23 protein-coding genes are annotated in these 26,938 nt (G+C 44.4%); 17 read left to right on the top strand and 6 right to left on the bottom strand.

Annotation, left to right across the window (positions count from 1 at the left end; translation table 11 throughout):
- Nucleotides 1-14 precede the first annotated feature (14 nt).
- Together G3570_RS04650 and G3570_RS04645 are read right to left on the bottom strand one after the other, a co-directional pair.
- Entirely contained in the window at nucleotides 15-2,069 is a 2,055-nt protein-coding gene (locus tag G3570_RS04650) for a helix-hairpin-helix domain-containing protein (RefSeq protein WP_165139791.1), read from the bottom strand.
- A complete protein-coding gene (locus G3570_RS04645) occupies nucleotides 2,063-2,788 on the bottom strand; it encodes a hypothetical protein (RefSeq protein ID WP_165139789.1) in 726 nt (241 codons plus the stop codon). Before G3570_RS04645 ends, G3570_RS04650 begins: the two co-directional genes overlap by 7 nt.
- Before the next feature lie 258 nt (nucleotides 2,789-3,046).
- Here G3570_RS04645 and porD point away from each other — a divergent pair, with 258 nt between their 5' ends.
- The 9 genes from porD (at nucleotide 3,047) to G3570_RS04600 (ending at nucleotide 14,095) form a co-directional block, all read left to right on the top strand.
- Nucleotides 3,047-3,910, top strand: coding sequence for a type IX secretion system protein PorD (gene porD, locus G3570_RS04640; protein WP_165139787.1), 864 nt, complete (start codon nucleotides 3,047-3,049; stop codon nucleotides 3,908-3,910).
- A gap of 189 nt (nucleotides 3,911-4,099) precedes the next feature.
- Nucleotides 4,100-4,870, top strand: a complete 771-nt coding sequence (locus tag G3570_RS04635) for an electron transfer flavoprotein subunit beta/FixA family protein (protein WP_165139785.1) — start codon at nucleotides 4,100-4,102, stop codon at nucleotides 4,868-4,870.
- Between the two features lie 115 nt (nucleotides 4,871-4,985).
- Nucleotides 4,986-5,960 carry an electron transfer flavoprotein subunit alpha/FixB family protein gene (locus G3570_RS04630; protein ID WP_165139783.1) on the top strand — a complete coding sequence of 325 codons (975 nt, stop codon included), beginning with the start codon at nucleotides 4,986-4,988 and terminating at the stop codon, nucleotides 5,958-5,960.
- A gap of 86 nt (nucleotides 5,961-6,046) precedes the next feature.
- On the top strand, nucleotides 6,047-7,372 hold the full coding sequence (locus G3570_RS04625; protein ID WP_165139781.1) for an FAD-dependent oxidoreductase: 1,326 nt from the start codon (nucleotides 6,047-6,049) through the stop codon (nucleotides 7,370-7,372).
- Nucleotides 7,369-7,671, top strand: a complete 303-nt coding sequence (locus G3570_RS04620) for a ferredoxin family protein (protein WP_249066712.1) — start codon at nucleotides 7,369-7,371, stop codon at nucleotides 7,669-7,671. Before G3570_RS04625 ends, G3570_RS04620 begins: the two co-directional genes overlap by 4 nt.
- Before the next feature lie 143 nt (nucleotides 7,672-7,814).
- The gene (locus G3570_RS04615; protein WP_165139779.1) at nucleotides 7,815-8,999 is read left to right on the top strand and encodes an acyl-CoA dehydrogenase family protein; all 1,185 of its coding nucleotides are present in this window, start codon (nucleotides 7,815-7,817) and stop codon (nucleotides 8,997-8,999) included.
- Nucleotides 9,000-9,066: 67 nt separating this feature from the next.
- On the top strand, nucleotides 9,067-10,275 hold the full coding sequence (locus G3570_RS04610; protein ID WP_165139776.1) for an acyl-CoA dehydrogenase: 1,209 nt from the start codon (nucleotides 9,067-9,069) through the stop codon (nucleotides 10,273-10,275).
- Nucleotides 10,276-10,411: 136 nt separating this feature from the next.
- A complete protein-coding gene (locus G3570_RS04605) occupies nucleotides 10,412-10,921 on the top strand; it encodes a SixA phosphatase family protein (RefSeq protein ID WP_165139773.1) in 510 nt (169 codons plus the stop codon).
- Nucleotides 10,922-11,164: 243 nt separating this feature from the next.
- Complete coding sequence (locus G3570_RS04600) at nucleotides 11,165-14,095, top strand: TonB-dependent receptor (protein ID WP_165139770.1); 2,931 nt, start codon at nucleotides 11,165-11,167, stop codon at nucleotides 14,093-14,095.
- Between the two features lie 40 nt (nucleotides 14,096-14,135).
- Here the strand turns inward: G3570_RS04600 and G3570_RS16355 are convergent, their stop codons facing one another.
- Entirely contained in the window at nucleotides 14,136-16,202 is a 2,067-nt protein-coding gene (locus G3570_RS16355; protein WP_249066710.1) for a peptidylprolyl isomerase, read from the bottom strand.
- Between the two features lie 69 nt (nucleotides 16,203-16,271).
- On the bottom strand, nucleotides 16,272-16,478 hold the full coding sequence (locus tag G3570_RS04590; RefSeq protein ID WP_165139767.1) for a hypothetical protein: 207 nt from the start codon (nucleotides 16,476-16,478) through the stop codon (nucleotides 16,272-16,274).
- Between the two features lie 157 nt (nucleotides 16,479-16,635).
- Here G3570_RS04590 and rplU point away from each other — a divergent pair, with 157 nt between their 5' ends.
- The 4 genes from rplU to G3570_RS04570 all read left to right on the top strand — a co-directional run bounded on the left by rplU (nucleotide 16,636) and on the right by G3570_RS04570 (nucleotide 20,295).
- The gene (rplU, locus tag G3570_RS04585) at nucleotides 16,636-17,193 is read left to right on the top strand and encodes a 50S ribosomal protein L21 (protein WP_165139763.1); all 558 of its coding nucleotides are present in this window, start codon (nucleotides 16,636-16,638) and stop codon (nucleotides 17,191-17,193) included.
- Between the two features lie 17 nt (nucleotides 17,194-17,210).
- Entirely contained in the window at nucleotides 17,211-17,465 is a 255-nt protein-coding gene (rpmA, locus tag G3570_RS04580) for a 50S ribosomal protein L27 (protein WP_165139760.1), read from the top strand.
- 198 nt (nucleotides 17,466-17,663) lie between these two features.
- Nucleotides 17,664-18,326: a fumarylacetoacetate hydrolase family protein gene (locus G3570_RS04575; protein ID WP_165139757.1), complete on the top strand. Its 663-nt coding sequence runs from the start codon at nucleotides 17,664-17,666 to the stop codon at nucleotides 18,324-18,326.
- Nucleotide 18,327: 1 nt separating this feature from the next.
- On the top strand, nucleotides 18,328-20,295 hold the full coding sequence (locus G3570_RS04570) for a M23 family metallopeptidase (protein ID WP_165139754.1): 1,968 nt from the start codon (nucleotides 18,328-18,330) through the stop codon (nucleotides 20,293-20,295).
- 64 nt (nucleotides 20,296-20,359) lie between these two features.
- On the opposite strand, the gene G3570_RS04565 is transcribed toward G3570_RS04570, so the two are convergent.
- Together G3570_RS04565 and G3570_RS04560 are read right to left on the bottom strand one after the other, a co-directional pair.
- On the bottom strand, nucleotides 20,360-20,737 hold the full coding sequence (locus tag G3570_RS04565; protein ID WP_165139751.1) for a RidA family protein: 378 nt from the start codon (nucleotides 20,735-20,737) through the stop codon (nucleotides 20,360-20,362).
- Complete coding sequence (locus G3570_RS04560; RefSeq protein WP_165139748.1) at nucleotides 20,712-21,545, bottom strand: alpha/beta fold hydrolase; 834 nt, start codon at nucleotides 21,543-21,545, stop codon at nucleotides 20,712-20,714. The genes G3570_RS04565 and G3570_RS04560 overlap by 26 nt, the downstream gene beginning before the upstream one ends.
- 145 nt (nucleotides 21,546-21,690) lie before the next feature.
- Here G3570_RS04560 and G3570_RS04555 point away from each other — a divergent pair, with 145 nt between their 5' ends.
- Genes G3570_RS04555 through G3570_RS04540 form a run of 4 tightly spaced genes read left to right on the top strand, consistent with a single transcriptional unit; the run spans nucleotide 21,691 to nucleotide 26,654 of the window.
- Complete coding sequence (locus tag G3570_RS04555) at nucleotides 21,691-23,007, top strand: tetratricopeptide repeat protein (protein ID WP_165139745.1); 1,317 nt, start codon at nucleotides 21,691-21,693, stop codon at nucleotides 23,005-23,007.
- Between the two features lie 47 nt (nucleotides 23,008-23,054).
- Nucleotides 23,055-24,296: a tetratricopeptide repeat protein gene (locus tag G3570_RS04550; RefSeq protein WP_165139742.1), complete on the top strand. Its 1,242-nt coding sequence runs from the start codon at nucleotides 23,055-23,057 to the stop codon at nucleotides 24,294-24,296.
- Nucleotides 24,297-24,303: 7 nt separating this feature from the next.
- Nucleotides 24,304-25,440 (top strand): cystathionine gamma-synthase, encoded by a 1,137-nt coding sequence (locus tag G3570_RS04545; protein WP_165139739.1) that lies wholly within the window; start codon nucleotides 24,304-24,306, stop codon nucleotides 25,438-25,440.
- Nucleotides 25,441-25,472: 32 nt separating this feature from the next.
- Nucleotides 25,473-26,654, top strand: coding sequence for an acetyl-CoA C-acyltransferase (locus G3570_RS04540; RefSeq protein ID WP_165139736.1), 1,182 nt, complete (start codon nucleotides 25,473-25,475; stop codon nucleotides 26,652-26,654).
- Nucleotides 26,655-26,938 lie beyond the last annotated feature (284 nt).

Below are 26,938 nucleotides of genomic sequence, written 5' to 3'. Positions count from 1 at the left end.
TCTGTATTCTATTTCTAAAACTTCAATCTCACCTGTGCCCCAACTTCACTGCGTCTGTTACCCATAATTTCTTCCAATCCACTGCCGACTGTTAACTGATCTTCATAGATTGTAATCCCAAACTTGGCCCACATTTCCAGAAATCGGATAGGTTCATAGTTGAGTAAAACATAAAAGCGCTGCCCTTCTCCGTATAACATCTCACTGGACATCACATACAGCAGGTCATTTTCGAACTGGTAAACCCGGGCATTAAAATTATCGGTCTCGAATACGGTAACCCTGCCATCAATTTTTAGTTTGGGTGTTACCAATACTCGGATATCTTGATAGATCAGGTAGCCGGAAGCCAGATCCTCTCCACCCTTTTTTCCCTGAACGTATTCACCGCGACTTCGCAGACGTATCTTTTTATTGACCCAGTGCTCAAGCTGAATCCGATATGTTCTTCGCATGGCGATTCCCAGCTTTCTGACAGACCTGCCAAGTATATCTGTGACCGTATATTCATCTTCCTTGCGTTCACCGCGTACCTGAAGATAAATATTGAGGTTTGAATATATATTCATCTCTAACAATCCAAGCCAGTCGTAACCACTATTAGGTTGTATCGTTCCGAATCGAGGTGCCGGAAAATAGTACCGGTCGAAATAACCGCTGACTGTGAATCTGTTGCCGATAGCATGTCTGAGACCCAGGTATAACCCCTCTTCATTCCTGGGTATGCCTGAGGCTTCGCCAAAACCATCCGCCATGAGGGATTGGAAATCCTTAGTATAGTTTCTGTATGCCAACGTTATTTCAGTATCCTCTCCAAAAGGACTTTCCATCCCTGTGATTAAGCCATATCCCCGGTTTTCACTGGCTGCCACTTCCCCGAATAAAGTGGAAGAAAAAATCATGAATCGGTAATTGATTCCTGCTACCGTATTGCTTAATCCCGAAAATTCGTATTGGTCAGAAACGGCATTGCTACCCTCGATATATTTGCTAAAAACCGTTTTATAAGCCGTGGCGCCTACGTACCCGTAAGGGAACTCCATTCTCAAGTTTCCACCGTAGAGTTCCTGTTGGAGGTTATGCTGCCTTCCCCTTTCATTTAAGGTCCTATAAAGTCCCGACTTTTGCGGAAAGCTTAGTGTATCGCCCGATACCACGGCTGCACTCTGTTTCCTCATGGAGTAGAATCCGGTCAGTTGGAGCCTTCCACCCAGGGTCACGGCCCCGCCTCGATAAAAATTGGTCTCCTGGGCTGAAGTATAAGGGGCTATGCCCCGCTCTTTTCTATTGGCATTTCCAACCGTTTCCCGCCCTTTTCCGAAAGCCCCGCCACTCCAGAGCACCAAACCTTGTCCAAAAGACAGGGAATAGTCGCCGACCACTAGGTCTTTGAGCAGCCCGTTATCTTTTAGTGCCACATGCCAGGAGAGGTAATCCAGCCCGGCTGTTCCTCCCATTGGTTCTCCCGGATCTTTTTCCTGTGTTATATTTACTGACAAGTGACGGCTACGATAGTGAGTTCGCTGATAATATTTTGCTTCATTTCCCACATATCCGCCATCAACGGGTAATCTTTTATACCCTTCGGCCTTTTGCAGTTTTTGCTGAACCCGTGAATACATCTGCAATCTTCCACCGGCTGACCAGTACCTTATATTACCATACCCAGCTTTTTTCCCGGCTCCTGAAGTGCCAGTTGTTACATAGGGTTTTATCTTTGTCAACGTTACCGGACCGATACCCCTAACTGCCAGTAATTCTTCCATGCTTTGAAAACCATCATGCTTTTCCCTATAACTGATAATAGCATCTGCAATTTTGAGATTGACTCCCGGTATGAGTAGTAAATCATCTTTGTTTGCGTTGTTCACGTTAACAGGGTTAAGCTGTAGATCCTGCAGCAATTGAATGAGCTGTTCCGCATTCGTTTCTGTCTCAGGCATGTCGATCTCTTCCAAAACACTTTCGATCTCTACTTGTATATCAGAATGGGTACTATCTTGCTGAAAGGCGAACGACTGGCCGAATATCAACCAGAACAATATTCCTATCACTAACTGCTTTACCACGACAATCGGAAATCCATGGCAGGACTCATTCCAAGAATAGGATTTTCATGTTGCTGCACGCCAATATTCACAGCCCAGGACTTGCTCGAGATTCCAAACCCACCGGCCAGTGTAACCGGTTCCGTTGTTACTCCCGCCCTGCCCCTGAAACTGCCCAGAATTTTTGCATCAATTCCCGCACGGTAGGATATCGGGAATCGGATATCTTTTACAGCCTCTATACTAAAGAGCAATAGGTCTGCTATCTGGTATGACAACCCTATACTTAAGTCACGAGCTAGTTCTTCACTGAGGCCCTTATATTTACCATAAGTTGGCTGATTGATATTCACCGCTTTAGCAGCCACCCAAAGACCGTTTAGGATCATGGCGGCTATACCAACATCCAGTCCAATAGCACCGGCCGATCCATACCCTCCTCCTATAGCTAAGTGATTATAATTCGCAACTAGTCCGAAATGAAAGCCCTGGTATTCATTCTTATAACCAATTCGCAGTCTGCTTTCATTATAGAATTCATCCCCAAATCGGTGGGCTCCAAAAGCCAGCGATCCAATTGCGGAAGGCAGAACTACGGCTACCGCAAGATCCGTCAATTCATCCAATCCGTAATAACGAACTCCAAAAAAGGATATTCCGGTATATGAAGTGGATATCATTGCCGGATTTGCAAATAATGACCAGTCACTTTCCGTTATTGCAGTTGTCGCACGGCCCATGCTCAACTCCCTTGCACCCAGTGTAGCTTGTGAGTAAGCAGTAAAAGGTACAGTCGCTAATACTATAAAGGCAATTATTAAGACTGGTAGTTTCAGACGGCTGGTCATTATTTTTATATCAAAACAAATAAATTATTTATTATTTAAGAGAAGCCTGTTTAGGTATGACCGACTCAGGATGCAATCCTTACAATCTATTTGATGAATAATCTATCAACACATAAAGTACTGTTAATTTTTACGTTAGCACCCCTAATAATGGCATGGCCCGATGTTACCGCTGAGGCCCAAGAACTAAATGTTACGGTACAGGTTGACCGGAGCCGCATCAACAGTGCCTCGCTGACCTATATGAATGACTTCGCAGATAATATTGAGGCATACATGAATGAGTTTAACTGGGTAGAACCGAACTTCGGTGAGGATGAAAAAATCGATGCTACTATTCAGATCACCCTGCTGGGTGTGGATGATAACTTCAACTTTGAAGCTTCCATTGTTATCAGATCCGAGCGACCCATATACAATTCGCTGCAACAATCTCCCCTTTTCTTTTACAATGATGAAAACTGGGTTTTCCAATACACCCCAAACCGTGCACTCGTTCACGATATGCTTCAGTTCGACCCCATCACCACCCTTCTTGATTACTATGCTTATATAATTTTGGGGTACGATTTTGACAGCTTTTCCGAAATGGGCGGGACTCCTTATTACAGTGAAGCACAGAATCTGGTTTCACTTGCCCAGGCTATTTCATCAACAGGATGGTCACGAACCAGCAGCGTTCGAAGAAACCGGGCGCAATTGGTTTCCGATTTGCTCAATCCCAACTACCAGGTATTCAGGGAGGCCAGCTATGTTTATCACCGCCTCGGTTTAGACCGTTTTCTGGATAGTCCCAAAGAAGCCCGCCAGGAAGTTTTACGCGCATTGGAAATGATTCGGGATGTCACCCGGAATACGACCAACAACCTGCTGTTTAATACCTTCTTTAATGCGAAATACCGCGAAATAGTACGAATATTCGAAGATGCCCCCACAGATGTTCGCCTGAAAGCATACAATATCCTCTCCAGAATAGATCAAAGCCACCTCTCAGAATACAATAAATTGCAATAGGTATAGAACCCGGATAACACAGATATTACAGATTATTTGTTGTAATGTATCAGTAAATAAAAATCCGCCTATTCCGCATCATCCTTGTTCCATTTTTCAGTGCAGGAATTCTATCTTTTTATCTCAGGTTTTGTATATTCACATCCCTGAAAAGAGCAGGAAAATCCAATCTAACAGATTATTCAAAACATGAAATTTTACGTTTGTATCAAACAAGTACCGGATGTAAATGCTCCAATACAAATCAAAGAAGGAGAGCTGATCCAGGACACCAGTCGAATGATCCTAAATGCCTATGACGCATCAGCCGTAGAAGAGGCGCTTGTGCTGGCAGAACAACACGGAGGAGAAGTCGAGGTCGTTTCGGTAGGACCTTCTAAAGTATCTGAAACCATCCGTAAAGCGCTGGCCATGGGCGCCGATAAAGCCGTGCATATTCAAACCTCATCCGATGATGAGTATGATTCAGCAACCTATGCTGATATTCTGGCTGCGTATTTCAAAGATAAAGAATATGATGTCATCTCTTGCGGCAAGCAATCACAGGATACCGATGCCGGACTTGCCGGTAGCATGCTTGCTGAAAAACTGGATTTGCCTTATGCAACCAATGCGGTAGGATTAGATATTGAAGACCAAAAACTGGTAGTAAAACGACAGGGAGACGCCGGACAGGAAATCATTGGTTTGCCTACTCCCTGCCTTGTCACTTGCTCTAATGATATGAATGACCCTCGGATTCCCAGCCTCAAGGGCATCATGCAGTCGAAGAAAAAGCCTCTTGAAACGGTTGAGTTATCTGAGCTCGGTATTGATGAAAGTAACTTATCATCTAAAACCCACGTGACCGGATACCAGGAAAAACCCGAACGGGAAGCCGGAAAGAAATACGAAGGCGAACCGGAAGAGATAGCGAAGCAGGTAGCTAAACTGCTTGATGAAGAAGAGAATGTTATTTGATAGCAATGAGTAAGAAGTAACGAGTAAGAAGTGAAGCATAATGACTGTAACTTACTTATTACTCATCACTCGTTGTGCCTTAATTGTTGAATAAAGAATAAAATATCAATAGATAATGAGCACCCTACTTACACATATTGCCATTAGTGACGGAAAAATTAAACGATCTTCTCTGGAAGTGTTATCTCGATGTCAGGAACTTGCCAATCAAAACGGACATACCTCAGAAGCTGTAATTATAGACAGTAATGCTTCTGATTATATGGATGAAGTCCAAAAATATGGCGCTTCTAAAATATATTTGGTGGAAGACCCCATATTCAAAAATCATATCAATAGCCCTCTTCTTAAGGCACTTGCAAAGGTAATGGAAGCTTCTAATCCACACGTCTTTGCTTTTGCTTCTACGGAGGGTACCAAAGATATTTTGGGAGCACTCGCTGCTAACCAGGATGCCGCTGTTTTATCGGATGTATCCGAATTTGATCTGATTGACGGCGGAATCTCTGCCAAGCGTCCCGTTATGGCTGCTAAGATTCTTTCATCCAATGAGGCGAAAGCTGAGAAAATTCTGGTTTCGGTACGTTCCGGCTCCTATGACCTGCAGGAAAATCCGACTGATGCAGAAGTTGAAACCATCGACTTCTCTTTCGATGAAAGTGATCTTAAACTCACACTCCGTGAAATAATCGGGTCATCCGGCGATAAAATTGATCTCTCTGAAGCGGACACCATTGTTGCTTCCGGACGGGGAGCCAAAGATGAAGAAGGTCAGAAACTGGTCAATGAACTGGCTGATTTACTCAATGCAGGCGTTGGGGCTTCCCGTGCTCTTACGGAAGCAGGAATTGTTGATCCCAGTTTGCAAATTGGACAAACCGGTAAGGTGGTATCTCCACAGCTTTATTTCGCGATCGGGATATCCGGTGCCATTCAGCATGTAGCGGGTATGGCAAACTCTAAAGTTATTGTAGCTATCAATAAGGACCCCGATGCCCCCATTTTTGAAATAGCAGACTATGGTTTGGTTGGCGACCTTTATAAAATACTGCCACCGTTTATTGAAGAGCTGAAAAAGATTAAATCTTAAATATCGTCTGAGCGGACGCTTGGACATATAATAACACGAGCGAGACACTCGAGTTATTTTTCCATTAAATTTAAATACTATCTGCAGTGGACGAAAAATTTGACTGTATCATCGTTGGTGCCGGGGTTGCCGGATTGGCAGCTGCCATGACTCTTGCCCGAAATAACATGAAATTCCTGCTCATTGAGAAGGGTGAGTTTGCCGGCTCCAAAAATGTCTCTGGTGGTGTTCTTTGGGGAAGCGATCTGGCCAAATTGGTTCCAGAATACTGGGAAGAAAAAGACGGGGGCTGGGAACGTTTCATCAATCACCGCAGACTTACTTTTCTGGATGATCAATCATCATTTTCTATTGATTTTAAATCCTCGCATTTCAATGAAACACCATACACCGGTGTCGTAGTCCTGCGCTCCAAGTTTGATCGCTGGCTGGCCGACAAAGTAGAAAATGCCATTGCTGAGAGTGATTACGCAATGGATTCCTTCATCGCTACCAATATCAAAGTAGATGAAGTGTTAATGGAGGATGGCAAGGCAGTCGGTATTCGTACCGGTGAAGAAGAGTTTCATGCCAACAGCGTGATAATAGCCGAGGGTGTTAACAACCTGCTCACGCGTCAGGTAGGCTTGCAGGACGATTATGTTCCTGCTGACCATGTGCTTACAGGTATTAAAGAAGTCATCCGCTACGATCAGGAACAGCTGGAAGATCGTTTTCAGCTGAATGGATTGAGTGGCATGTCCAATGAATACATTGGCTATGCTACTGACGGAGTAGAAGGCGGAGGATTCTTATACACCAACAGGGATACCATTTCCATTGGACTGGTTCTCGGCCTGAAGGATTTACGAGAGAAGCGCAAAAGTCCGCATGATATACTTAACCATTTTAAAGATCATCCTGCCGTTCGGGATACGATTCGCGGAGGCGAAGTCGTTGAATATTCGGCACACGTTGTCTCATCGGGCGACAAGCGAATCATGCCTAAAGAGCTTTATAAAGATGGCGTGCTGATTTGCGGGGAAGCTGCAAACCTGTTGATGAATGCCGGGAAAGCGATACAAGGAATGGATTATGCCATGCGATCAGGTATTCTTGCAGCTGAGACTATTGTAGATGCAAAAGAAAAAGATGACTTTACTTCCAATACGCTTAAGAACTACCGTAAAGCACTGGATGAGAGTTATGTAATGAAGGATATGAACGGTTTCCAGGATGCCGTGCATATGCTGCACAGCCCTGAGATGTTTAAGGACGTTCCAAACCTGGTATGTGATTTCGGACGAAAGTTCTTTTCCATCAAAAATGAGCCGACCAAAAAGTCACGCAAGATGTTGGCGGAATCCGTAAAAGAGCATTCTTCTTACTGGGATTTGATTAAATTAGGACTTAAAGGAGCAAAATCACTATGAAGTTACTGAAATTAACCGAACGTCTGGGACTGGTAAGCTATCGCAACCAGGCAAAGTCCGAAATCAAACCCCACATTGTGGTGGATACGGACATTTGCAATTCAACCTGTCCCCACAAATGTACTACATATGTTTGTCCCGCGAATTGCTATACTATGGACGAAGAAGGTACAGTCCATTTCCAGGTTGAGGATTGTATTGAATGCGGCACGTGCATGTATGCTTGCGATCAGGGTGCGGTAGACTGGAATTATCCGGATCCCGAAATCGGACGCGGTGTTACATGGAATTTTGGATAGCAGCCGGCTATAATAAAAACTACAATTGACTAAAATACCCTGTTTGAATACGGGAGCTATTACTACTTTTAACAACGTATTCAGAACTATATCCACCCTGTTACGTTATGAGGAAAAACAGTATTAACTAAACAAGAGTTATTATGAGCACTGATGTCCTGAATCCACCCCAAAGTTTAAGTTTTGAACTTTCCGAAGACCAGCAAATGATACGCGACAGCGTGAAGGATTTTGCGGAGCGGTACATAGCACCCGATGTCAAAGAACGTGATGCCAGTAAACAGTTCCCTCATGAGTTGGTACAGAAGCTGGCTGAGCAAGGATTGCTCGGTATGGTGCATGAAGAAAAGTACAATGGCGGCGGAGTAGGACATGTCAGCTTTTGTCTGATGCTGGAAGAGATTGCACGATGGGATGCCTCACTGGCACTGACCGTTGCCTCACATACTTCACTGGCTTCCGGACATATTGCGCTTGCCGGCAATGATGAACAGAAAAAGAAATACCTATCTCAATTAACCACCGGTGAAAAACTAGGTGCCTGGTGCTTGACGGAACCCGGTTCGGGCAGTGACGCATCAGGAATGAAAACTACGGCAGTAAAAAAAGGAGACAAATGGATTCTCAACGGCTCAAAAATATTTATTACCCAGGGATCCGTTGGCGGCATCTACGTCGTACTGGCCAAAACCGATCCTACTAAGGGAACCAAAGGTATAAGCACCTTTATTGTTGAACGCGAGTGGGATGGAGTGCAGCCCGGCGGAAAGATGGAGAAGCTGGGGATGAATTCTTCCGATACTACCGAAGTATATTTTGAAGATGTGGAAATACCTGCTGAAAATCTCTTAGGTAAAGAGGGGTATGGTTTTATTGATACTATGAAAGTTCTAGATGGCGGACGCATCGGCATCGGGGCCCTATCAGTGGGTATAGCACGCGGAGCTTTAGAAGAATCACTGAAATATTCCCGGGAGCGCAAGCAGTTTGGTTCCCCCATCGGTGATTTTCAGTCCATCGAAAACAAGCTGGCCAACATGGCCACTGAGATCGATGCCGCTCGCTTCCTGGTTCATCGCGCCGCATGGCTTAAAGACCAGGGCAAGCCTTTCACAAAGGAAGTTTCCATGGCCAAACTCTTTTCTTCCGAGTTGGCAGTACGTGCGGCTGATGAGGCCATACAAATCCATGGAGGTTACGGCTATATTAAGGAGTACCATGTTGAGCGATTCCTTCGGGATGCCAAGCTGATGACCATCGGGGAAGGTACCTCCGAAGTCCAGCGAATGATCATCGCCAGGGAGCTAAAGAAAGAATTCGGGGCTTAATTCTTTACCACTTAATCACTCAGTGTACTAATTGGTAATAAAATTTTTAATCTACTAAAATCGAGATATGGGGAAACAAAGTTTCAACAAAGATGACGCATTTCTTTTTGAATCAGAGCTCAAGGAAGATGATCGCATGATCATGGAGACGGCTCGGGAATACGCCCAAAGCAAGCTCGAGCCCCGTGCTCTAAAAGGCAACCAGGAAGAGTATTTCGATCAGGATATCGCTACCGAAATGGGAGACCTCGGACTATTGGGCTCCTATCTCCCACCCGAATACGGTGGTGTTAATGCCAGTCAGACAGCCTATGGACTCATTGCCCGGGAAGTAGAACGCGTAGATTCGGGCTATCGCTCCTTTATGTCAGTTCAGTCATCCTTGGTAATGTATCCCATCTTCACCTTCGGCACTGATGAGCAAAAAGAACGATTTCTTCCCAAGCTGGCAACCGGAGAACTGGTCGGGTGTTTTGGACTCACCGAACCGGATCACGGTTCCGATCCCGGCTCGATGTCTACCACTGCTATAAAAACTGATGGCGGCTGGATTCTAAACGGTGCCAAGATGTGGATTACCAATTCTCCCATTGCTGATGTAGCCGTAGTCTGGGCAAAGGCCAAAGAGAATAAGGAGGATGAGGGCGTCATTCGCGGATTTTTGGTGGAAAAAGATATGGAAGGCTTTTCTGCTCCCGAAACCAAGTATAAAATGTCGCTGCGTGCATCTGAAACCGGCGAGCTGGTCTTCGAGGATGTCTTTGTACCTGACGAGAATACCTTCCCGGATATCAAAGGACTCAAAGGTCCCTTCATGTGTCTGAACAGTGCCCGCTATGGTATTGTGTGGGGAGCCGTCGGGGCCGCCGAGTTTTGCTACCAGAAAGCCAGACAGTACGTGATGGAAAGAAAACAGTTCGGACATCCAATCGGTGCGAACCAGATTCCGCAGACCAAGCTGGCTGATATGCTTACTGATATCACCCAGATGCAATTACTTGCCTGGAGACTCGGAGAACTCAAGGATAGTGGTAGACTTCACCCCTCAATGGTATCGCTGGCCAAACGCAACAACTGTGGGAAAGCGCTCGAAATTGCCCGCGTTTCCAGGGATATGCACGGGGCAAACGGAATAACCGGCGATTATCGCGTGATTCATCATGTTATGAACCTGGAGTCGGTCAATACCTATGAAGGAACCTACGACATCCATGGTCTCATCCTTGGAAGGGAACTAACAGGCATCCAAGCCTTCACTCCCAAAGGAAACGGGTAAGGGAACGCGGAAGACACGAATACACCTGATTTTCGCGGAATATATTATTCTTGCAAATATTATTCGTGTCTATTTGTATAATCAGTAGCATCCGCGTTCCAATGTGCAATTAATAGCATTTAAACTACTGGGCCTCATGAAAAGGTATTTCCTATTTAACCTATTCCTGCTTCTCTTTTTTTCAACCTCATTTATTACCAATGCCCATGCTCAGGAACTGACCACATTTATACTGGTACGTCATGCCGAGAAAGTGGATACCGATGATAGCGACCCTGCACTGAGTGAAGAAGGAATATCAAGGGCCCTCAGACTGGATGCCCATCTCAGACATACTGAACTTTCAGCCATTTACTCCACTCCCTTTCTTAGAACTCGCAGTACCGTTCAGCCTGTGGCCGACACTCATGGTCTACCGATATTGGATTATGATCCCTTCTCCGGAGATCTCATTGAAGAATTGGAGACAAGTCAACGAGGAGGAACCATTCTTATAGTCGGGCACTCCAATACCATACCCGATTTGGTAAACAGGCTGTTAGACAGTAGTGATATGGAACAACTCGAGGAGTCGGAATACGATAAACTATTCATTATAACCGTATCTGAAATCGGTGACGGGACCTTCTTGGAACTCACCTACTAAGCTTTGAATTAATTTATCTTTAACACATTTGGAGTGATACCAGAGGTTAAAATATTTTGCTGATTCTGGTAATTTTTATTGCAAAAAACTTGCATATCCCGAAAAAGCAATCTTAATTAGTAGTAATTACCGCCTTTACGGGGTCTTCAACTTTTTATACAGAGGTTAACTCTGCATATTTCGTCAAAAAGTCGGTTAAAACATCCAATAACCTATATTTATTTCTAAAAAATCGGGATATCTATGAATATCAAATTACCGCATTTACCACTCTTTTTCGGTCTTATTCTAACAATCCTTTTTATATCACCAACTGATGGTTTCTCCTACATAAATGATTCGGCAGAGATGCAAACGCGTGTCGCCGGTACGGTTGTAGATACTGACAATGAACCCCTCCCCGGTGTTAATGTTACCGTAAGAGGAAAAATTGTCGGTACTTCTACTGATAGCGACGGTAATTTCCAGCTAACCATCAACCAGGATCCACCCCTGACGCTCGTATTCTCCATAGTTGGTTTCCAAACGCAAGAAGTGGAAATCACTTCCGCCAATAGAACCGATCTTAGAATCACCATGGAAGAGCAGACCATCATGGGTCAGGATATTGTTGTATCGGCCTCACGAGTTGAGGAAAGTATATTAGAAGCGCCGGTTACCATTGAGAAGCTGGATGTTTTAAATATCCGAAATACTGCTACCGATGATTATTACAAGGCACTTTCCAATTTGAAAGGCGTCGACATGACCACCAGCAGTATTAATTTTCAGATTGTAAATTCCCGGGGATTTAACTCTACAGGTAATACAAGAATGGTGCAGCTGATTGACGGTATGGATACCCAGGCTCCTGCTCTTAACTTCCCTATAGGTAACCTAAACGGACCGAATGTGCTGGATGTAGAAAGCATGGAGTTTATTCCCGGTGCCGCCTCTGCCCTCTACGGACCCAACGCTTTTAATGGTATTCTGCTCATTAACAGCAAGGACCCTTTCCAATACCAGGGACTTAGTGCCATGGTTAAAACAGGAATCAATCACTTAGATGGGAATACTAACGTCGGCGAACCTGCTGATCCCCAATCGATGTACGATGCCGCATTTCGTTATGCCCGGGCCTTCAATAACAAATTCGCCTTCAAGCTGAACTTTGCCTACTCGCAAGCAGATGACTGGAGAGGTACCCAGATAAACACTGACAAAAATGATAACCTGCAAGGAAACCTGTCGGTTAATCCTGCTTTTGACGGAGTGCATACCTACGGTGATGACGGCTCTTTTAACATCCGTTTACTTGCCATTAACCCTGCTATACGGCAACAACTGGCAGCAGCGCTAACTGCACAAACCGGCATTCCTCAGTCGCAAACAGAACAATACGTTGGCTCACTGCCTTCACAACCTGTCAACCGTACCGGGTATGCCGAAAACTTCCTGGTTGATTATGGTGCTGAAAATCTGAAGGTAAATACCGCCCTCCATTATAGAATTACCGACCAAGTGGAAGCCAGTTATACTTTGAACTACGGTTATGGTACTTCTGTATATACGGGCGCGCAGCGTTACAGCCTCAAGAATTTCAATGTCACCCAACACAAACTCGAATTGAATGGTGATAACTTTACCATCAAGGGCTACGGAACCTTTGAAGATTCCGGCGACTCATATATTGCTGATTTCGTTGGATTCTCTGTAAATGAGCAGGCCACTCCAAATAGCACTTGGTTCGGTACCTATGGAACCGTGTTTGCCGGTGGATTGCTACAGGCTGCAGCTCAGGCACAAGGCGGTGATCCAACCTACAATGCGGCAACCGTACAGGCTATCCTCAGCAACCCAAGCCTTGTTTCTCAATTCCATATGGCTGCAAGGAGTACCGCTGATGCCAATCGGTTTGCACCGGGCTCTTCTCAATTTAATACAGCGGTTGAAAATGCTCAGAGTGACGTGATACCCAACGGGGCACTTTTTGATGACAGTTCCAAGTTTTATCACGCCGAAGGCCAGTATGATTTCAAGAATGAAATTGATTTCATGAGCTTGCAAATCGGAGCCAGTTTCCGCCAGTACCAGCTTCGCTCAAACGGTACCATTTTTGACGATGCTGACGGTGGCGTTGACATCAATGAATGGGGCGCCTACCTGCAGGCATCACGAGCACTTGCTGAAGACCGGATTAAACTGACAGGGTCTCTCCGCTATGACAAGAATGAAAACTTTGATGGGCAGTTCAGTCCGCGTATTTCGTCAGTATTCACGGTAGCTCCCAATCACAATATCCGGGCTTCTTTCCAAACCGGTTTCAGAAACCCCACCACCCAGGGACAATATATAGATCTCAATGTGATCACAGCCAGGCTACTGGGCGGTTTGCCGCAGTTTGCCGAAAAATATAGCATCACCGAGAATGCTTATACTTTCGGTTCCGTTCAAAACTTTACTAATGACCTGCTTGAAACCGGAACTCCCGATATAAGCCTTCTTGAGCCCTTTACTAGTTTTGATCGCGTCAAGCCCGAACAGATCCAGGCTTATGAAATCGGTTATAAAGCCATCATTGCTGAGAGACTCTTCTTCGATGCTGCCTATTACTATAATATTTACAATGATTTCATAACCCAGATTCGGGTACGAAAAGCATCAGGACCCTTTACCGGGGACCCTGTAAATGATCAGGCGGTAATCGGTTCTCTGCTGTCAGGTGACTTTACCAATACCTATCAGATTTACACGAACAATGATAACCAGGTAGAAGCCCAGGGAGCAGTAGTAGGCCTGAATTACACCACGCCAAGCGGTTACCGGCTCGGTTTTAATTACAACTGGAATAAGCTGATCACTGATGATCTGGGAACTTTCCAGTATGATTTCAATACTCCCGAACACAAAATCAACGTGACCTTTGGGAACAGAAAGCTGGTTGATAACTTCGGTTTCAATATTTCCTACCGCTGGCAGGATGAATTCAGATGGGAATCATCTTTTGTTAATACCGATGTTGCTGCTGTCTCCACTATTGACGCACAGATCAACTACGCCATCCCCCAGTACAATGCTTCTATTAAATTGGGTGGATCAAATCTGACCAATGAACAATATGTACTGAATGGCGGTGGTCCTGAGCTCGGAGCTATCTACTATGTCTCTCTGACTTTTGACCAACTATTTAGATAAGCTTGTCAATGGAACACGGATTTGATCCGTGTTCCATTCTTTATTCCCAATAGACTTGCTGAACAGTATCACCGGGAATGATCCGGTCTACCACATCCATTCCTTCAATCACATGTCCAAATAACGTGTATCCCCCATTCAGATGTGGTTTCCACTGGTGCATAATAAAATACTGACTGCCTTCGGTATCGGTACCGGCACTAGCAATACCAACCGCTCCCCTTCTGTACTCCAACTCACTGGCCTCTGTTGGTAAAATATAATCCGGTCCGCCGAATCCGTCCTGACTTTCAATATCTCCGCCCTGAATCACAAAGTTTGGCACGACCCTGTGAAAAGGAATACCATCATAGGCTCCAGCCATTGTCAAGCTATCTATGGCAGAAACCGTAGCCGGCGCTACCAGCGTATTCATTCGCACTCTAATAATCCCCTTTTCGGTATGTAACGTCCACACAGGATCCTTGCCTATTTCCCAAAGTCTCTGCCAGTCGGGTGTTCTGAATTGTTCTCCTGAAGTTTCAGGAACCGGAACTTCCCAGCCGGAACTTCGCAGGGATCGATTTAATGGGGCATAGTCGAGAGCCGCCAGAGAATCTATAACCTGTTTAGCCTGCTCTTCAAATCGCTCCTTATAGAATCCTCCGAAGGCTTGGTAGACCTCAATATCTTCCGGCAGGCTGAAAGAATTTAGAGCTTGGTTAATCTGTGAAAAATGACTTTCGTCAAACAAACTCTCATCGGCAAGTAAGGCTCCGCAGGCATAAGCCACTCCGCGGTGCTTCAATTCAAGTGCCTGGAATACGATGTTTCTAACATCAGCTACAATATCCTTGTCTTTTTGATCCATTTGCAGCCGGCTCCAGAATGTGCTCAATGCATTAATAGCATATAAGGTCTTAAGTGAGTTATCACCTTTGACTATTTCAGCAACCCGACTTATAAATACTTCAGGTGTATCCGAAAGCATACGAATACTCAATGCCTGCGTCAGTAAATAGGGATTCTCATTGGATATGTGTTCCAGGCGTTTATCGTATTCGGCAATCAAACCGGTATCGAGCGGGGCGGTTGTTTTCAACGCTTGCAGCCATACATACGGCTGAGATAAAGTATCAGCTACAATTTCTGAAGTAATGAAACGAAACAGGTTGTCTCCTTCTGCTAGCTTCCCATCGAGGCTCTTCAAAGCCTCCGCGGCTACATGGTGATTCTCATGCATCAATAAGATGCGAATAGCTAATATATTACGGTCTGTTAGCTCCAGATCCCCGATTGCTTGGGATAATTCAATCGCCAGCTGAATGTTGAGGTCCAGCTCATTCTCTGAATTCTGGTATAGGGTGATTTCATAAAAAACATCTCCTCCCAGCAATCTGACTATATACTGGTCCACTTCGTCGCTGTTACCCAAACCGTACTCTTTCCAATTGCTGTAAAGTGAGTCCCGATTCTGAACCGAAAGGTTCTGGGCATTCCCACGATAGTATCCGTAAAGATAAGGCCGTATGAGCTCCGAATCGTCAGAAAGAAATGCCCGCTGAATAATTTTGGTATGCTCATTATTCTCAACTCGGTAGTCAACCATCAGCCTCCCTACAGCGAGTGCATAGTCCGGTTCGTAATCTGTTTCCGCAGCTTCTTCTAACTGGTCGATTAAAAAATTTAGCGTGGTTTCATCACCCTGCCTGCCGAGGACCAAGCTGATTCCGGCTCTTTTCTCCGGTTGCTCCAACCAGTAGACCTCCAATGCTCTCAACTGCTCTGTGCTTAGCTCATGCATGCTTAAGGTAAACCAGGGGAGTTCGGATTTGCTATCAAGGGCCAATCGGATATAGTTATCCAATGAATCTATAGGAGTACTTGCGAGAGCTCGCCAGGCCTGCTGACGTACTTCTTGGGAGGAATGGTCAAGAAAACCTGCTATTCCTTCCGCGTCTCGGTTGTTGATGTGTTCGTATAAGCTTGGATAGGTATTAACGACCAATGAGTCGGTAATCGGCTCGCCGCTGTAAGCATCCGGCTTTTCTTCATCTATAAACTGGGAATACAAAAACATGATTACCAGCAGCCCCATTACAAAATATACGATGATCCCTTGCTTCATAAATAAATGTCCGGTTTCATTAAGGTCTGACTGCTCGGGAGCCTAAGGTTAAGGACTCAAATCAAGTGATTAAAGAGAGGGATTATGTTCCTGTGATTCTTCTACCAACTCGCTGTCTTTCTCCTCAGAAATCGTATTCAGCTTACCGTTGGCATTTTTTCGGGCTTCATGCAGCTGAGAATCTTTGATCCATGCCCTACCTCCATCATGCTGAAACCGCTTGGTATTCTTAAACATAAAAGCCTGCTTGTGTAAATCCGGAAGTTCTTTCTTCATCGTCTTTGTACTATTTCGTTATTGTTTTAACAGTTCAAAAAATACAATATTAATGGGCAGCATTCCTAACATTTTTCACTTGGCATTCAATGAAGCAACCCTTATATTTGGAGTCTCTCGCAAAAAGAATATTTACTAACTATAATTTAAGATTTAGATGTACGCAGTAGTAAAAATTGGCGGACACCAATATCGCGTTTCAGAAGGCGATGTCCTCTTTGTTGACAAACAAAATGAAGAACCCGGTAACAAGCTTACCTTTGATCATGTTTTACTTATCAACGACGGAAACGGTGGCGTTACCGTTGGCAAGCCTACTGTTGAAGGAGCGTCTGTGGAAGCAGAATTGCTCGACAATGTCAAGGCTGATAAGGTTATCGTCTTTAAAAAGAAGCGTCGTAAAGGCTATCAAGTCAAAAATGGCCACCGGCAGCCGATGTCACAGATTGAAATCGGAAGTATTTCAGCCAGCGGCAGCACCAAGAAGTCTAAGAAGAAAGCAGAAGCCAAGACTTCCGAGGCTCCTAAGAAGAAAGATGAAAAAGAAACGAAAAAGGCTTCAGCCCCGGATAAGGTTTCTACCGATATGAATGCGAAAGAAGCTATTGAGTACATCAATAATACTCCACTAGCGGAGTTGAAAGGTTTTGTACCCGAGGATGAAGATCGCGTGACAGTACAGCGCGCATGGGACAGTAAGCAAGAAGAAGAATAAAAAAGATTTAATTTGTTATGGCACATAAGAAAGGACAAGGTTCTACAAAAAACGGTCGCGATTCGATTTCCAAGCGACTTGGCGTAAAAAAATACGGCGGAGAAGTAGTTCGTGCAGGCAACATTATCGTTCGCCAGCGGGGAACTAAATTCCATCCCGGCGAAAATGTGGGACGTGGAAAAGATGACACGCTGTTTGCTAAAGCCGACGGCCAGGTTATGTTTAACGTCCGTTCAGGCGGTCGTAAGTTCGTTAGCGTCGAACCCCAATAGTTATATAAAATTTTATAATGTTAGCCTTAATTCCTTAAAAGGGATTAAGGCTTTTTTATTTTGGGTATGGAACACGGATGACACAGATTATGCTGATTTCCGCAGATTAAAGAGTACATTTAAGCCTAATTGTAGGGCTTGACTCTTTTATGCTTGTCATTAAACAAAGACTAATTTAATTGACCATTTAGGAACAACATGAGTAAGAAACCAATACCCGGCCTGGACCCTGAGCTATCGGTTAACTCCATTTTTTGTATCGGGCGAAATTATGCCAAACACGCCAAGGAGTTGAAGAATGTTGTTCCTGATCAACCCATGGTGTTTCTTAAACCGGTTAGCGCCTTAATTTTTGAAGGGGATTCCATCGTTATTCCCGAGCAGAGTAAGGAAGTACATCACGAAGTTGAGCTGGTAGTTGCTATCGGCAAGACTGGCAAAAACATCCCTGAATCAAAGGCTATTAATTATATCAGGGGATATGGGATCGGTATTGATGTAACTGCCAGGGACATTCAGCAGAAAGCAAAAGAAAAATCACATCCCTGGAGTGTCGCAAAAGGGTTCGATACCTTCGCTCCCCTAAGTCATTTTGTCAAAACTTCAGCAATTGACGACCCGCAGCAGCTGGATCTGCAAATAGAAGTAAACGGAGAAATTCGACAGCAAGGAAATACCCGAGATATGATTTTTCCGGTCAAAACTTTAATTTCTTATCTGTCAACCATATTTACTTTGAGTCCCGGTGATCTGATATTTACCGGTACACCTGAAGGAGTTTCTCCAATAAAATCAGGAGACAAAATTAAAGCTACTTTGGGAGATCATCTTGCTGAACTAAATGTCTCGGTATCTGAATAGTATGTCCGTATCATCAACATATCGATCATTCCTATTTATACTTTGCGTAATATTTCCGGTGACCCTCTTTGGCCAAGACAGTCAACCTTTTTCTCCTGACGGTGCAACCTATATTTGGCCAACCAATGCCGGAGAATATTTGACCTCCACCTTCGGAGAGACCCGTTCGGCTCACTTTCACTCCGCTCTTGATCTGAAAACCTGGGGAAAAAAGGGGTATGAGATTTACGCTACAAGGGACGCCGTCCTACATCGTATTGCTATCGGACCGACCGGTTATGGTAAAGTACTTTATCTAAAACATGACGACGGTTCCTATTCGGTATACGCACACTTGCTGAGATTTGAGGAGAAAATTCAACAAATTGCTGATTCAATTCGATTCCGTGATCACCGTTTTGAGATCGATGAAAATGTTGAGGATATGAACTACCGTATCAAGCAGGGAGATGTGATAGCTTTGAGCGGTGCTTCGGGAATCGGCCCACCCCACCTTCATTTTGAACTGAGAACGCCTGACCACCGGCCATTCAACCCGCTGCTCACAAATTTAAAAGTAGAAGACACTATTCCTCCGGAATTTTCAAACTTGTCGGTGGAACCGCTATCGATGGAGTCCGAAATTGAAGGATCGAATCGCATTTTTACTAAAAGAGTGCGCAAAAACGGCGGTAACATGTACTCTTTTGGAACGGTCGATGTCAGCGGTCCCATAGGTCTTGGTGTTGATGTGTTCGATCAGGCCGATGATGTTTACAATGCCTATGCCGTTTATGAATTGAAAATGTTTGTAGATGACGAGCTTGTGTTTCATTCTAAAGTGGACAGCTTTTCTTATGCCGAGACCAATCAGATGTTTGTTGACAGGGTCTACCCTATTCTTAATGATAAAAGGGCCGGTTATCAGCGCCTCTATATTGCCGATGGAAATACCTTGCCGTTTTACAAAACATCCGGTAATAAAGGTAAGCTTGATTTAGCGGAGGGAACACACAGCATTAGAATTATTGCCGATGATTATTTTGGCAATAGCAGTGAAGCGACCCTTAGGTTGCGTGTTAATCCTGTTGGAGAGCAGTCGCGAGATTTTTCCACGACAGCCGTTTCCAGTAAATTTGATTCTACTGAATTGAATGCCGAAAATTGGACGTGGTTCGAAAACTGGGTAAATATTCCCGATAATGATATTCAGGGACTTACTTTTGCCGAATTAAGTATAGATGAAGATCCCGGCAATTATACGCTATATGGAAACAGACACGGAATGCGGCTGAAACTGAATCCTGCCAGGGATATCTTTTTTCGAACTTCAGCCGTTGATCACTTTATTGCACGACAAGTAACTCCACATCATTTCTCGATCGTACCATCCACAACCGACAAAAGCTTTGCTGCTTTCCAGCCGGAGACCTTCTACGATACACTGTCAGTTGGTTTGCGAGTCAAGAAGTTTCGTTCCGACTCTACCCTTGTTCAGGTTTATCCCTTTAACCATCCAATCAAACAAGGTTATAAACTGGCTCTCGAAATTGATTCGGTTCAGATGACTAATACAAAGCTTGGTTTATACAAGTATGAGCGGCGAAGGGAAAAACTCAGTTATATTAACACTAAGATTCAGCAAAACTACATGGTAGCTCAGCCTGAAGAGCTGGGTAGTTTCTATATTCTTGAGGACAATGAGTCTCCCGAATTGATGAATCCCAGAATCATTAAGCGGGTTGACGGACAATGGCTAATTTATCTTACCATTCGAGACAATTTATCGGGACTCGATTACAATCGTAGTACTTTTTCGGTGAATGGCACCAAAGGAATAGCAGAATATGAACCGGAAGACAATCGCCTGGTGTATTATCATCCCGAATTTGAGCCTTCAGACGAAAACAACCTGAAGGTTACCGTGTATGATATGGAGGGTAATAAAACGGAAAAGAGTTATAGCCTTCCTTTCGAAACAGAAAAATAAAAAGGAGGCCCTAATCTTTTGACCTCCTCTGCGCAATTGAATGTTGCTATATAAGTAACTTCTCCTAAGTGTGCGCTATACAACTTATTTCAACCTTACAGCTTTTAGGTAAAGTTTTAACTGCAACGGTTTCGCGGGCGGGCGGATTATCTCCAAAATAAGACCCGTAAATTTCATTTACGGTACTGAAATCGGACATATCCGCTAAAAAGATGCTGCATTTGATAACGTTGTCAAATGAAGAACCCGCTTCCTCAAGAACCGCTTTAAGGTTCTTCATAACCTGTTTGGCCTGACTCTCAACATCATCTCCGGCGAACTCCATGGTTTCCGGCACGAGTCCTATTTGACCGGAACAATAGACCACTCCGGCATGGGTCACAGCCTGGCTATAAGGTCCAATGGCTTCGGGTGCATCACTTGTGTGAATAATTTCCTTCATAATTTTGCTTGTTCTTTTTATTCGCTTTTGTGTATTCCAGTTGTTGTAAAAAAGGCTTTAAATGCTCTACAAATTCATCCGGACGCTCCATCATGGGGGCATGACCGCATTTCTCAATCCATTTCAATCGGACATCCGGTAACTTTTTGAAAAATTGTTCGGCAACCCGTGGCGGTGTAACCTGATCGTTCTTCCCCCAGATAAGTAAAACCGGCAGATTAATATCTTTAAGCATCGATTCCATATTGTACTTATGAGTAGAACGGGCAATCTTCAACAGCTTGGGAAGTTTCTGTGGAGACTGGGTTACTTCCATAATTTCATCAACCAACTCTTCGGTGACAATGTCCTCATAGAATGTTAAAGCGGCCCTTTTACGAATATAATTCCTGTCATTCCTTTTCGGGTTGGTTGAACCGAAATCATTTTCAAAAAGCCCGGAACTGCCTGCTAATACAAGACCGGTAACATCATCGGTAAACACCCTGCTGTATTCCAGGGCCACGTGCCCGCCCATCGAATTTCCCAGTAAAACGGGCCGTTCAATCTCACAATCCCGGCAAAACTTATGCAGCCAATCTGACAGCATAGGAATGGATAGCTCTTCTTTATCCAAACTGTAAAGTGGAATTAACGGTACAAATATTGTTTGATCATCCAGTCTTTTTACTAAGGGATCAAAATTGCTGTGACCTCCGAACATGCCGTGTAATAACACCAGTGGCGGACGTGAACTTCTTTGATTTGAAATTTTTAGGAACTTATATCCGTTATTGGTGTAGGCTGGATACTTACTGCTTCCAAACATCTAATACCTGTCTTGTTTGTTTCATTTTCAATATGAATCAATATAATAATTTCTAAGCGTCATTATTGCAGAAAGGCCTATATATAGTTACTTTCAAGGCAGTTTATTGAACCCTAAATCTTGAATTCTACAGGAATCTAAAACCATGTTCAGGAAATTTACCACATATTTTGTTATAACATTATTTGTCGGGATGATAGCCGGTTGCGGCAGTTCAAATCCCTTTGTAGATGATGCACAATCCAATATTAAAGATCAGAACTTCCAGGCCGCTCTTGAGGCTGCAGAACAGTCTATCCAAAATCAGCCTAATGATCCCCTCGGCTACTACTATAAAGGAGTAGCGCTGGGAGAAATCGCTGATACCAAGGAAGCCACAGCTCGCCAGGAATACTATGAAAGAATGAACGATGCATTTGCGCAGGCCGAAGAAATGGCGGCGCAAGCTGAAGATGTTCCTTCCGAAATTGAACGTATCCCTGCCGTGAAAAATGCCGTCTGGCAAACTGAGCATAACAAGGCAATTGAGTATGCCAGTGATGACAGCGTCAAAAATACGGTTGACAATCCTCTGGAAATCTCTATTGCACACCTCAACAATGCGACCACCATCCAACCGGACAGTGTACTTTCCTGGGATGTTAAAGCGCAAGTTTACTACATGAACGATAATGTAGAAGGTGCCGTAAATTCCATGGAAAAAGTGATGGAACTAAAGAATAGTCTTGAAGCTGAAGACTACGCACGCATGGCCGGTTACTACAGTCTTGCTGAGAAGCCTCAGGAAGCCATTGCCACACTTGAAAATGGACTGGAGCAATATCCTGAAAACAAGGATCTGGCAACCAGACTTGCAGACGGGTATACAAATGCAGGGCAAACCGACAAAGCGATCTCAACCATCGAAGCCCTTATCGAGCAGGAACCGGAAAACCCGCAATTCCACCTGGTTCTGGGTACACAAATATATAAAACCGTACTCACGATGAGTGATACGCTGAAAGCAAACTCAGATCAGATCTTTGATTTGCGCCAGCAAATGAATCAAGCTTCAGGGAACGAAGCTTCTCAAATTAAACAGCAGATAAGCGAGCTTGATTCTGAGAATACAAGGCTTCAGCAAGAAATTAACAGCCTTACTGAAAGAGCAACTAAAGAGCTGAACACAGTTCTGGAATATCGTCCAAATGACGCTACAGCTTATAATACACTAGGTATCATCTACCAGAATAAAGCTTCAGCTTTATTTGACAAGCGTAACAGGACGGATGATAACCAGATGGCTGCCAAGATCGATGCGCAAGCTAAAGATGCACTTAAACAAGCAATGGAATACTATGAAAGTGCTGCTGAAATCGATCCCGACAACCAAGAATACTGGAAAAATCTTTTCAGCATCTATACTGCGCTTGGAATGGATCAAAAAGCGGAAGAAGCGATGCAAAAAGCCGGGATGAACTAAATAGCGTATTCCATTTGATCCTGAAACTCTAGAAAGCAAACTTATTTATGATCATTACATTCACCCGAATGGTACTCCCCTTATTGGGGATTACCTTCGGGTTCTTTATTGGCTGTTCTACACTGTCCCCATCTACACAGAAACCCGTAAACCCCGATGATTTAAGCAAGCAGGAACTGAGGGTTGAAATCAACTCAATTGATCAACAAATCAGTTCAGGCTCAGCTGATGCCGACCTTTATTATCAAAAAGGATATCTGCTGAGCCAATATGCACTAAAGCTGGAGAAGCCATCCGATCGTACCGCGACCTATGAAGATCTTCAAAACTCACTGCAACAAGCTGAGAGATTATTCAATGAAGCCAACCTGCCCTCCGGCAAACAGAAAGTAGACGAACTGCTGAAAGTTACCTGGAGCAGTGAGCATAATATGGGCGTGCAAATAATGCAGAGTGACAGCACGCTGGAAGAAGCAGATTTAGAGGAGGCTGCCGTGCATTTCAAAAATGCCACCCGGGTACTACCCGATACAGCGATCTCCTATAAAATGGAGGCAAGAGCTTATTATAAGAATGGTAAAAACAGGGAAGCACTTCAGGCACTTGAAGAAGCCAAACAAGAAATTGACTCCCTGCCTGCTGAGATGCTTGAACAGCTCGCTTATCTCTATCTTGAGACCGGTCAGCCCTCAAAAGCCGTGCAAATCTACGAAGAAGCAGAGACAGCTTTTACATCCGGTAACTTAAACGTGATTCATGGACTGGCTAATGCCTACATTTCCTCCAATGACCATGTGAAAGCAGTATCATTACTGAATGAACTTGTCGAAAATGAACCCGACAATATTATATATGCCCAAACACTTGCTACAGAATATTACCGCTTGGGCAGCAGCAAGCTTTCTGAATTAACCCGGCGTTCTAATAGCAATTTGTCGAACCGGGAACTTCTTGAAGATGCCGATTCTCTTTTCACCAGAGCCCGCAGACAGCTGGAAAGTTCCATATCCGGAGAAACGGGCAACCAGGAATTACAGGAGGCGCTGGTAAGCTTTTACCAGAACGCAGCTTCCAAGTATCAGTCGGTGTTGCCTGAAGTTACCGAGAGTGAAAAAACTGAAATAAGGGAAATAATTCGCGATTACCTGAGTTCGTCCATACCGGTATATGAAGAACTGGTAGAAGAGTACCCTGACGCTTCCAGAAATTATTGGAAGAATCTTTATGAAGCTTACTCTTATCTGGGTATGAGTGAAAAGGCGGAGGAAGCGAAATCCAAATTCAACTGAATTACCTATGAAGTTTAATACGAAGGCTATTCATTCCGGGCAGCATCCTGAAGAGACATCAGGCGCTGTTATGCCCCCGATCTTTCAAACCTCTACATATGTTCAGGAAGCACCGAATGTGAATAAGGGCTATGATTACGCCCGGGTTGGCAATCCGACCAGAACGGCACTAGAAAAACTCATCGCCGGTCTGGAAGACGCCGATGAATGTGCCTGTTTTGCCAGCGGTTGTGCTGCCATGGACGCTTTCATCAAAATGTATAGACCCGGCGATCACATTATTGCTTCCGATGATCTTTACGGCGGTACCTATCGTATGTTCACCAAGGTTTTTGAACCTTTCGGCATCGACTTCACCTTCGTAGATATGACAGATATCAGCAAGGTAGAGGAAGCAACCACAGATCAAACCAAACTCATCTGGATCGAAACCCCCACAAATCCCTTACTGAGAGTCGTAGATATTGAAGCCCTCACAGGATATGCAAAGAGCAAGGGAATAACCACGCTGGTTGATAATACTTTTGCTTCCCCCTACTTGCAGATGCCATTGCATCTGGGTGCCGATGCTGTTTTACACTCTACGACGAAATATCTGGGCGGGCACTCTGATGTAATAGGCGGTGCTATAGCAACCTCAAATGATGAGATTATGGAGCAGTTACGCTTCCAGGTAAAAACAACAGGTGCTGTCCCGGGACCGATGGATTGCTACCTCACTTTAAGAGGCATCAAAACACTGCATGTAAGAGTTCAGCGTGCGGTTGAAAATGCCAAAGCCATTGCGGAATATCTTGAGTCACATCCCCAGGTAGGTGAAGTAATTTATCCCGGACTTAAATCACACCGGCAACATGAAGTAGCCAAGAAGCAAATGAAAGATTTCGGGGCTATGGTTTCCTTCACACTGAAAGATGATAACGTAGAGTCAGCGAAGGAATTCATGAGCAGCACCTCGGTGTTTGCGCTGGCGGAAAGTCTCGGCGGAGTGGAATCCCTTATCAACCACCCGGCGTCCATGACTCATGGTTCTATACCCAAAGAAGTACGGGAAAAAGTGGGCCTTAAAGATTCACTGATTCGTCTTTCCGTAGGTATTGAAGATTCAGAAGATCTTATCGAAGATCTTGAGCAGGCTTTTTAATTTTAGAATTTTAAACCAACGCATATAGCATTATGAAAAACGCAGTTATTGTTGAAGCCAAACGTACGCCAATCGGTTCCTTTGGCGGAAGCCTTTCGTCATTCACCGCACCCGAATTGGGATCAATGGCTATTATCGAAGTCATAAAATCTGCAGGCCTCAAACCGGACGACGTCAATGAGGTGGTTTTAGGTAACGTGCTGACAGCAGGCGTTGGTCAGGCTCCTGCAAGACAGGCGGCACTTAAAGCCGGCCTATCCGAACTTACTCCGAGTACCACCGTCAACAAGGTTTGTGCTTCCGGGATGAAATCGATTATGATTGCCGCCAACCAGATCCAGCTGGAAGAGGCGGATATTATTATAGCAGGAGGTATGGAAAGTATGAGCAATACCCCCTATTACCTGCCCAAGCATCGATTCGGCTCCAAGCTTGGCCATGCCAAAGTGGAAGACGGGATCATCAAAGATGGTTTGTGGGACGTGTATAATGACTTTCATATGGGTAATGCAGCTGAAATTTGTGCCAAGGAATGTAATATCAGCAGAGAGCAACAGGATGAGTTTGCCATCACCTCTTATAAAAGAGCCATTTCTGCTCATGAAAACGGGTATTTCGATGACGAAATTATTACCGTCAAAGTAAGCGACCGTAAAGGCAATGTTACGGAAGTCGAAATGGACGAAGAACTTAAAAAAGTAAATTATGACAAGATCCCCGGTCTAAAACCTGTATTTGATCGGGACGGTACGGTGACCGCAGCCAATGCCAGCAGTATCAACGACGGAGCTGCCGCGGTTCTGATGATGAGTGAAGAGAAGGCGAATGAGTTGGGGCTAAAACCCCTTGCAAGAATCGTCAGTCAGGCTAGCGCAGCGAAAGCACCCGAATGGTTCACCACGGCGCCATCAGATGCTATGCCAATAGCCATGAAACGTGCCGGCTTAGATAAAGATGAAATAGATCTTTTCGAAATAAACGAAGCCTTTTCGGTGGTATCTTTAGCCAATAACCAAATCATGGAGCTGGATCCGGAAAAAGTTAATATTCATGGTGGTGCTGTAAGCATTGGTCACCCAATTGGCTGCTCAGGAACCCGTATTGTTGTTACCCTGCTGCACGCTCTAAAACGTACAGGTGGTACGTACGGTTGTGCCGGCATCTGCAACGGAGGTGGAGGGGCTTCTGCCATGGTTGTTGAAATGATGAAATAGATATACATCATGGAGTAACCATTCATAGAATATAAGTGGCATTAGCTAATGCTGAACTAAAGGGTATACTTGAAAGCAATCGTTTTAGGTATACCTTTAATCCCAGCTTGAGCCGGTAGTTATAGCCATAGCATCATCAAGATTGTAATTGAACCCAGTTATCTCGATTTAAGTATCAAATTGAGGCATCCCTAAAATTTGTAACAAATAGGTGCCTTTGTGAGTCTTTATTTTAAGTCCTTCCGGCTTTGAAATACATTATTTTACCGGTTCATGAGACAAGT

Origin of the sequence: Halalkalibaculum roseum (genome assembly GCF_011059145.1) — a bacterium.
Classification (GTDB): Bacteria; Bacteroidota; Rhodothermia; order Balneolales; family Balneolaceae; genus Halalkalibaculum; species Halalkalibaculum roseum.
This window is presented reverse-complemented; position numbering and strand designations above follow the sequence as displayed.

Bases quoted from the DNA above. Each gene is read 5' to 3' on its own strand.
- G3570_RS04645 (WP_165139789.1), bottom strand. From the start codon at position 2,788: ATGGGCCGTGCGACAACTGCAATAACGGAAAGTGACTGGTCATTATTT.
- porD (WP_165139787.1), top strand. From the start codon at position 3,047: ATGGCATGGCCCGATGTTACCGCTGAGGCCCAAGAACTAAATGTTACG.
- G3570_RS04635 (WP_165139785.1), top strand. From the start codon at position 4,100: ATGAAATTTTACGTTTGTATCAAACAAGTACCGGATGTAAATGCTCCA.
- G3570_RS04630 (WP_165139783.1), top strand. From the start codon at position 4,986: ATGAGCACCCTACTTACACATATTGCCATTAGTGACGGAAAAATTAAA.
- G3570_RS04620 (WP_249066712.1), top strand. From the start codon at position 7,369: ATGAAGTTACTGAAATTAACCGAACGTCTGGGACTGGTAAGCTATCGC.
- G3570_RS04615 (WP_165139779.1), top strand. From the start codon at position 7,815: ATGAGCACTGATGTCCTGAATCCACCCCAAAGTTTAAGTTTTGAACTT.
- G3570_RS04610 (WP_165139776.1), top strand. From the start codon at position 9,067: ATGGGGAAACAAAGTTTCAACAAAGATGACGCATTTCTTTTTGAATCA.
- G3570_RS04605 (WP_165139773.1), top strand. From the start codon at position 10,412: ATGAAAAGGTATTTCCTATTTAACCTATTCCTGCTTCTCTTTTTTTCA.
- G3570_RS04600 (WP_165139770.1), top strand. From the start codon at position 11,165: ATGAATATCAAATTACCGCATTTACCACTCTTTTTCGGTCTTATTCTA.
- G3570_RS16355 (WP_249066710.1), bottom strand. From the start codon at position 16,202: ATGAAGCAAGGGATCATCGTATATTTTGTAATGGGGCTGCTGGTAATC.
- G3570_RS04590 (WP_165139767.1), bottom strand. From the start codon at position 16,478: ATGAAGAAAGAACTTCCGGATTTACACAAGCAGGCTTTTATGTTTAAG.
- rplU (WP_165139763.1), top strand. From the start codon at position 16,636: ATGTACGCAGTAGTAAAAATTGGCGGACACCAATATCGCGTTTCAGAA.
- rpmA (WP_165139760.1), top strand. From the start codon at position 17,211: ATGGCACATAAGAAAGGACAAGGTTCTACAAAAAACGGTCGCGATTCG.
- G3570_RS04575 (WP_165139757.1), top strand. From the start codon at position 17,664: ATGAGTAAGAAACCAATACCCGGCCTGGACCCTGAGCTATCGGTTAAC.
- G3570_RS04570 (WP_165139754.1), top strand. From the start codon at position 18,328: ATGTCCGTATCATCAACATATCGATCATTCCTATTTATACTTTGCGTA.
- G3570_RS04565 (WP_165139751.1), bottom strand. From the start codon at position 20,737: ATGAAGGAAATTATTCACACAAGTGATGCACCCGAAGCCATTGGACCT.
- G3570_RS04560 (WP_165139748.1), bottom strand. From the start codon at position 21,545: ATGTTTGGAAGCAGTAAGTATCCAGCCTACACCAATAACGGATATAAG.
- G3570_RS04555 (WP_165139745.1), top strand. From the start codon at position 21,691: ATGTTCAGGAAATTTACCACATATTTTGTTATAACATTATTTGTCGGG.
- G3570_RS04550 (WP_165139742.1), top strand. From the start codon at position 23,055: ATGATCATTACATTCACCCGAATGGTACTCCCCTTATTGGGGATTACC.
- G3570_RS04545 (WP_165139739.1), top strand. From the start codon at position 24,304: ATGAAGTTTAATACGAAGGCTATTCATTCCGGGCAGCATCCTGAAGAG.
- G3570_RS04540 (WP_165139736.1), top strand. From the start codon at position 25,473: ATGAAAAACGCAGTTATTGTTGAAGCCAAACGTACGCCAATCGGTTCC.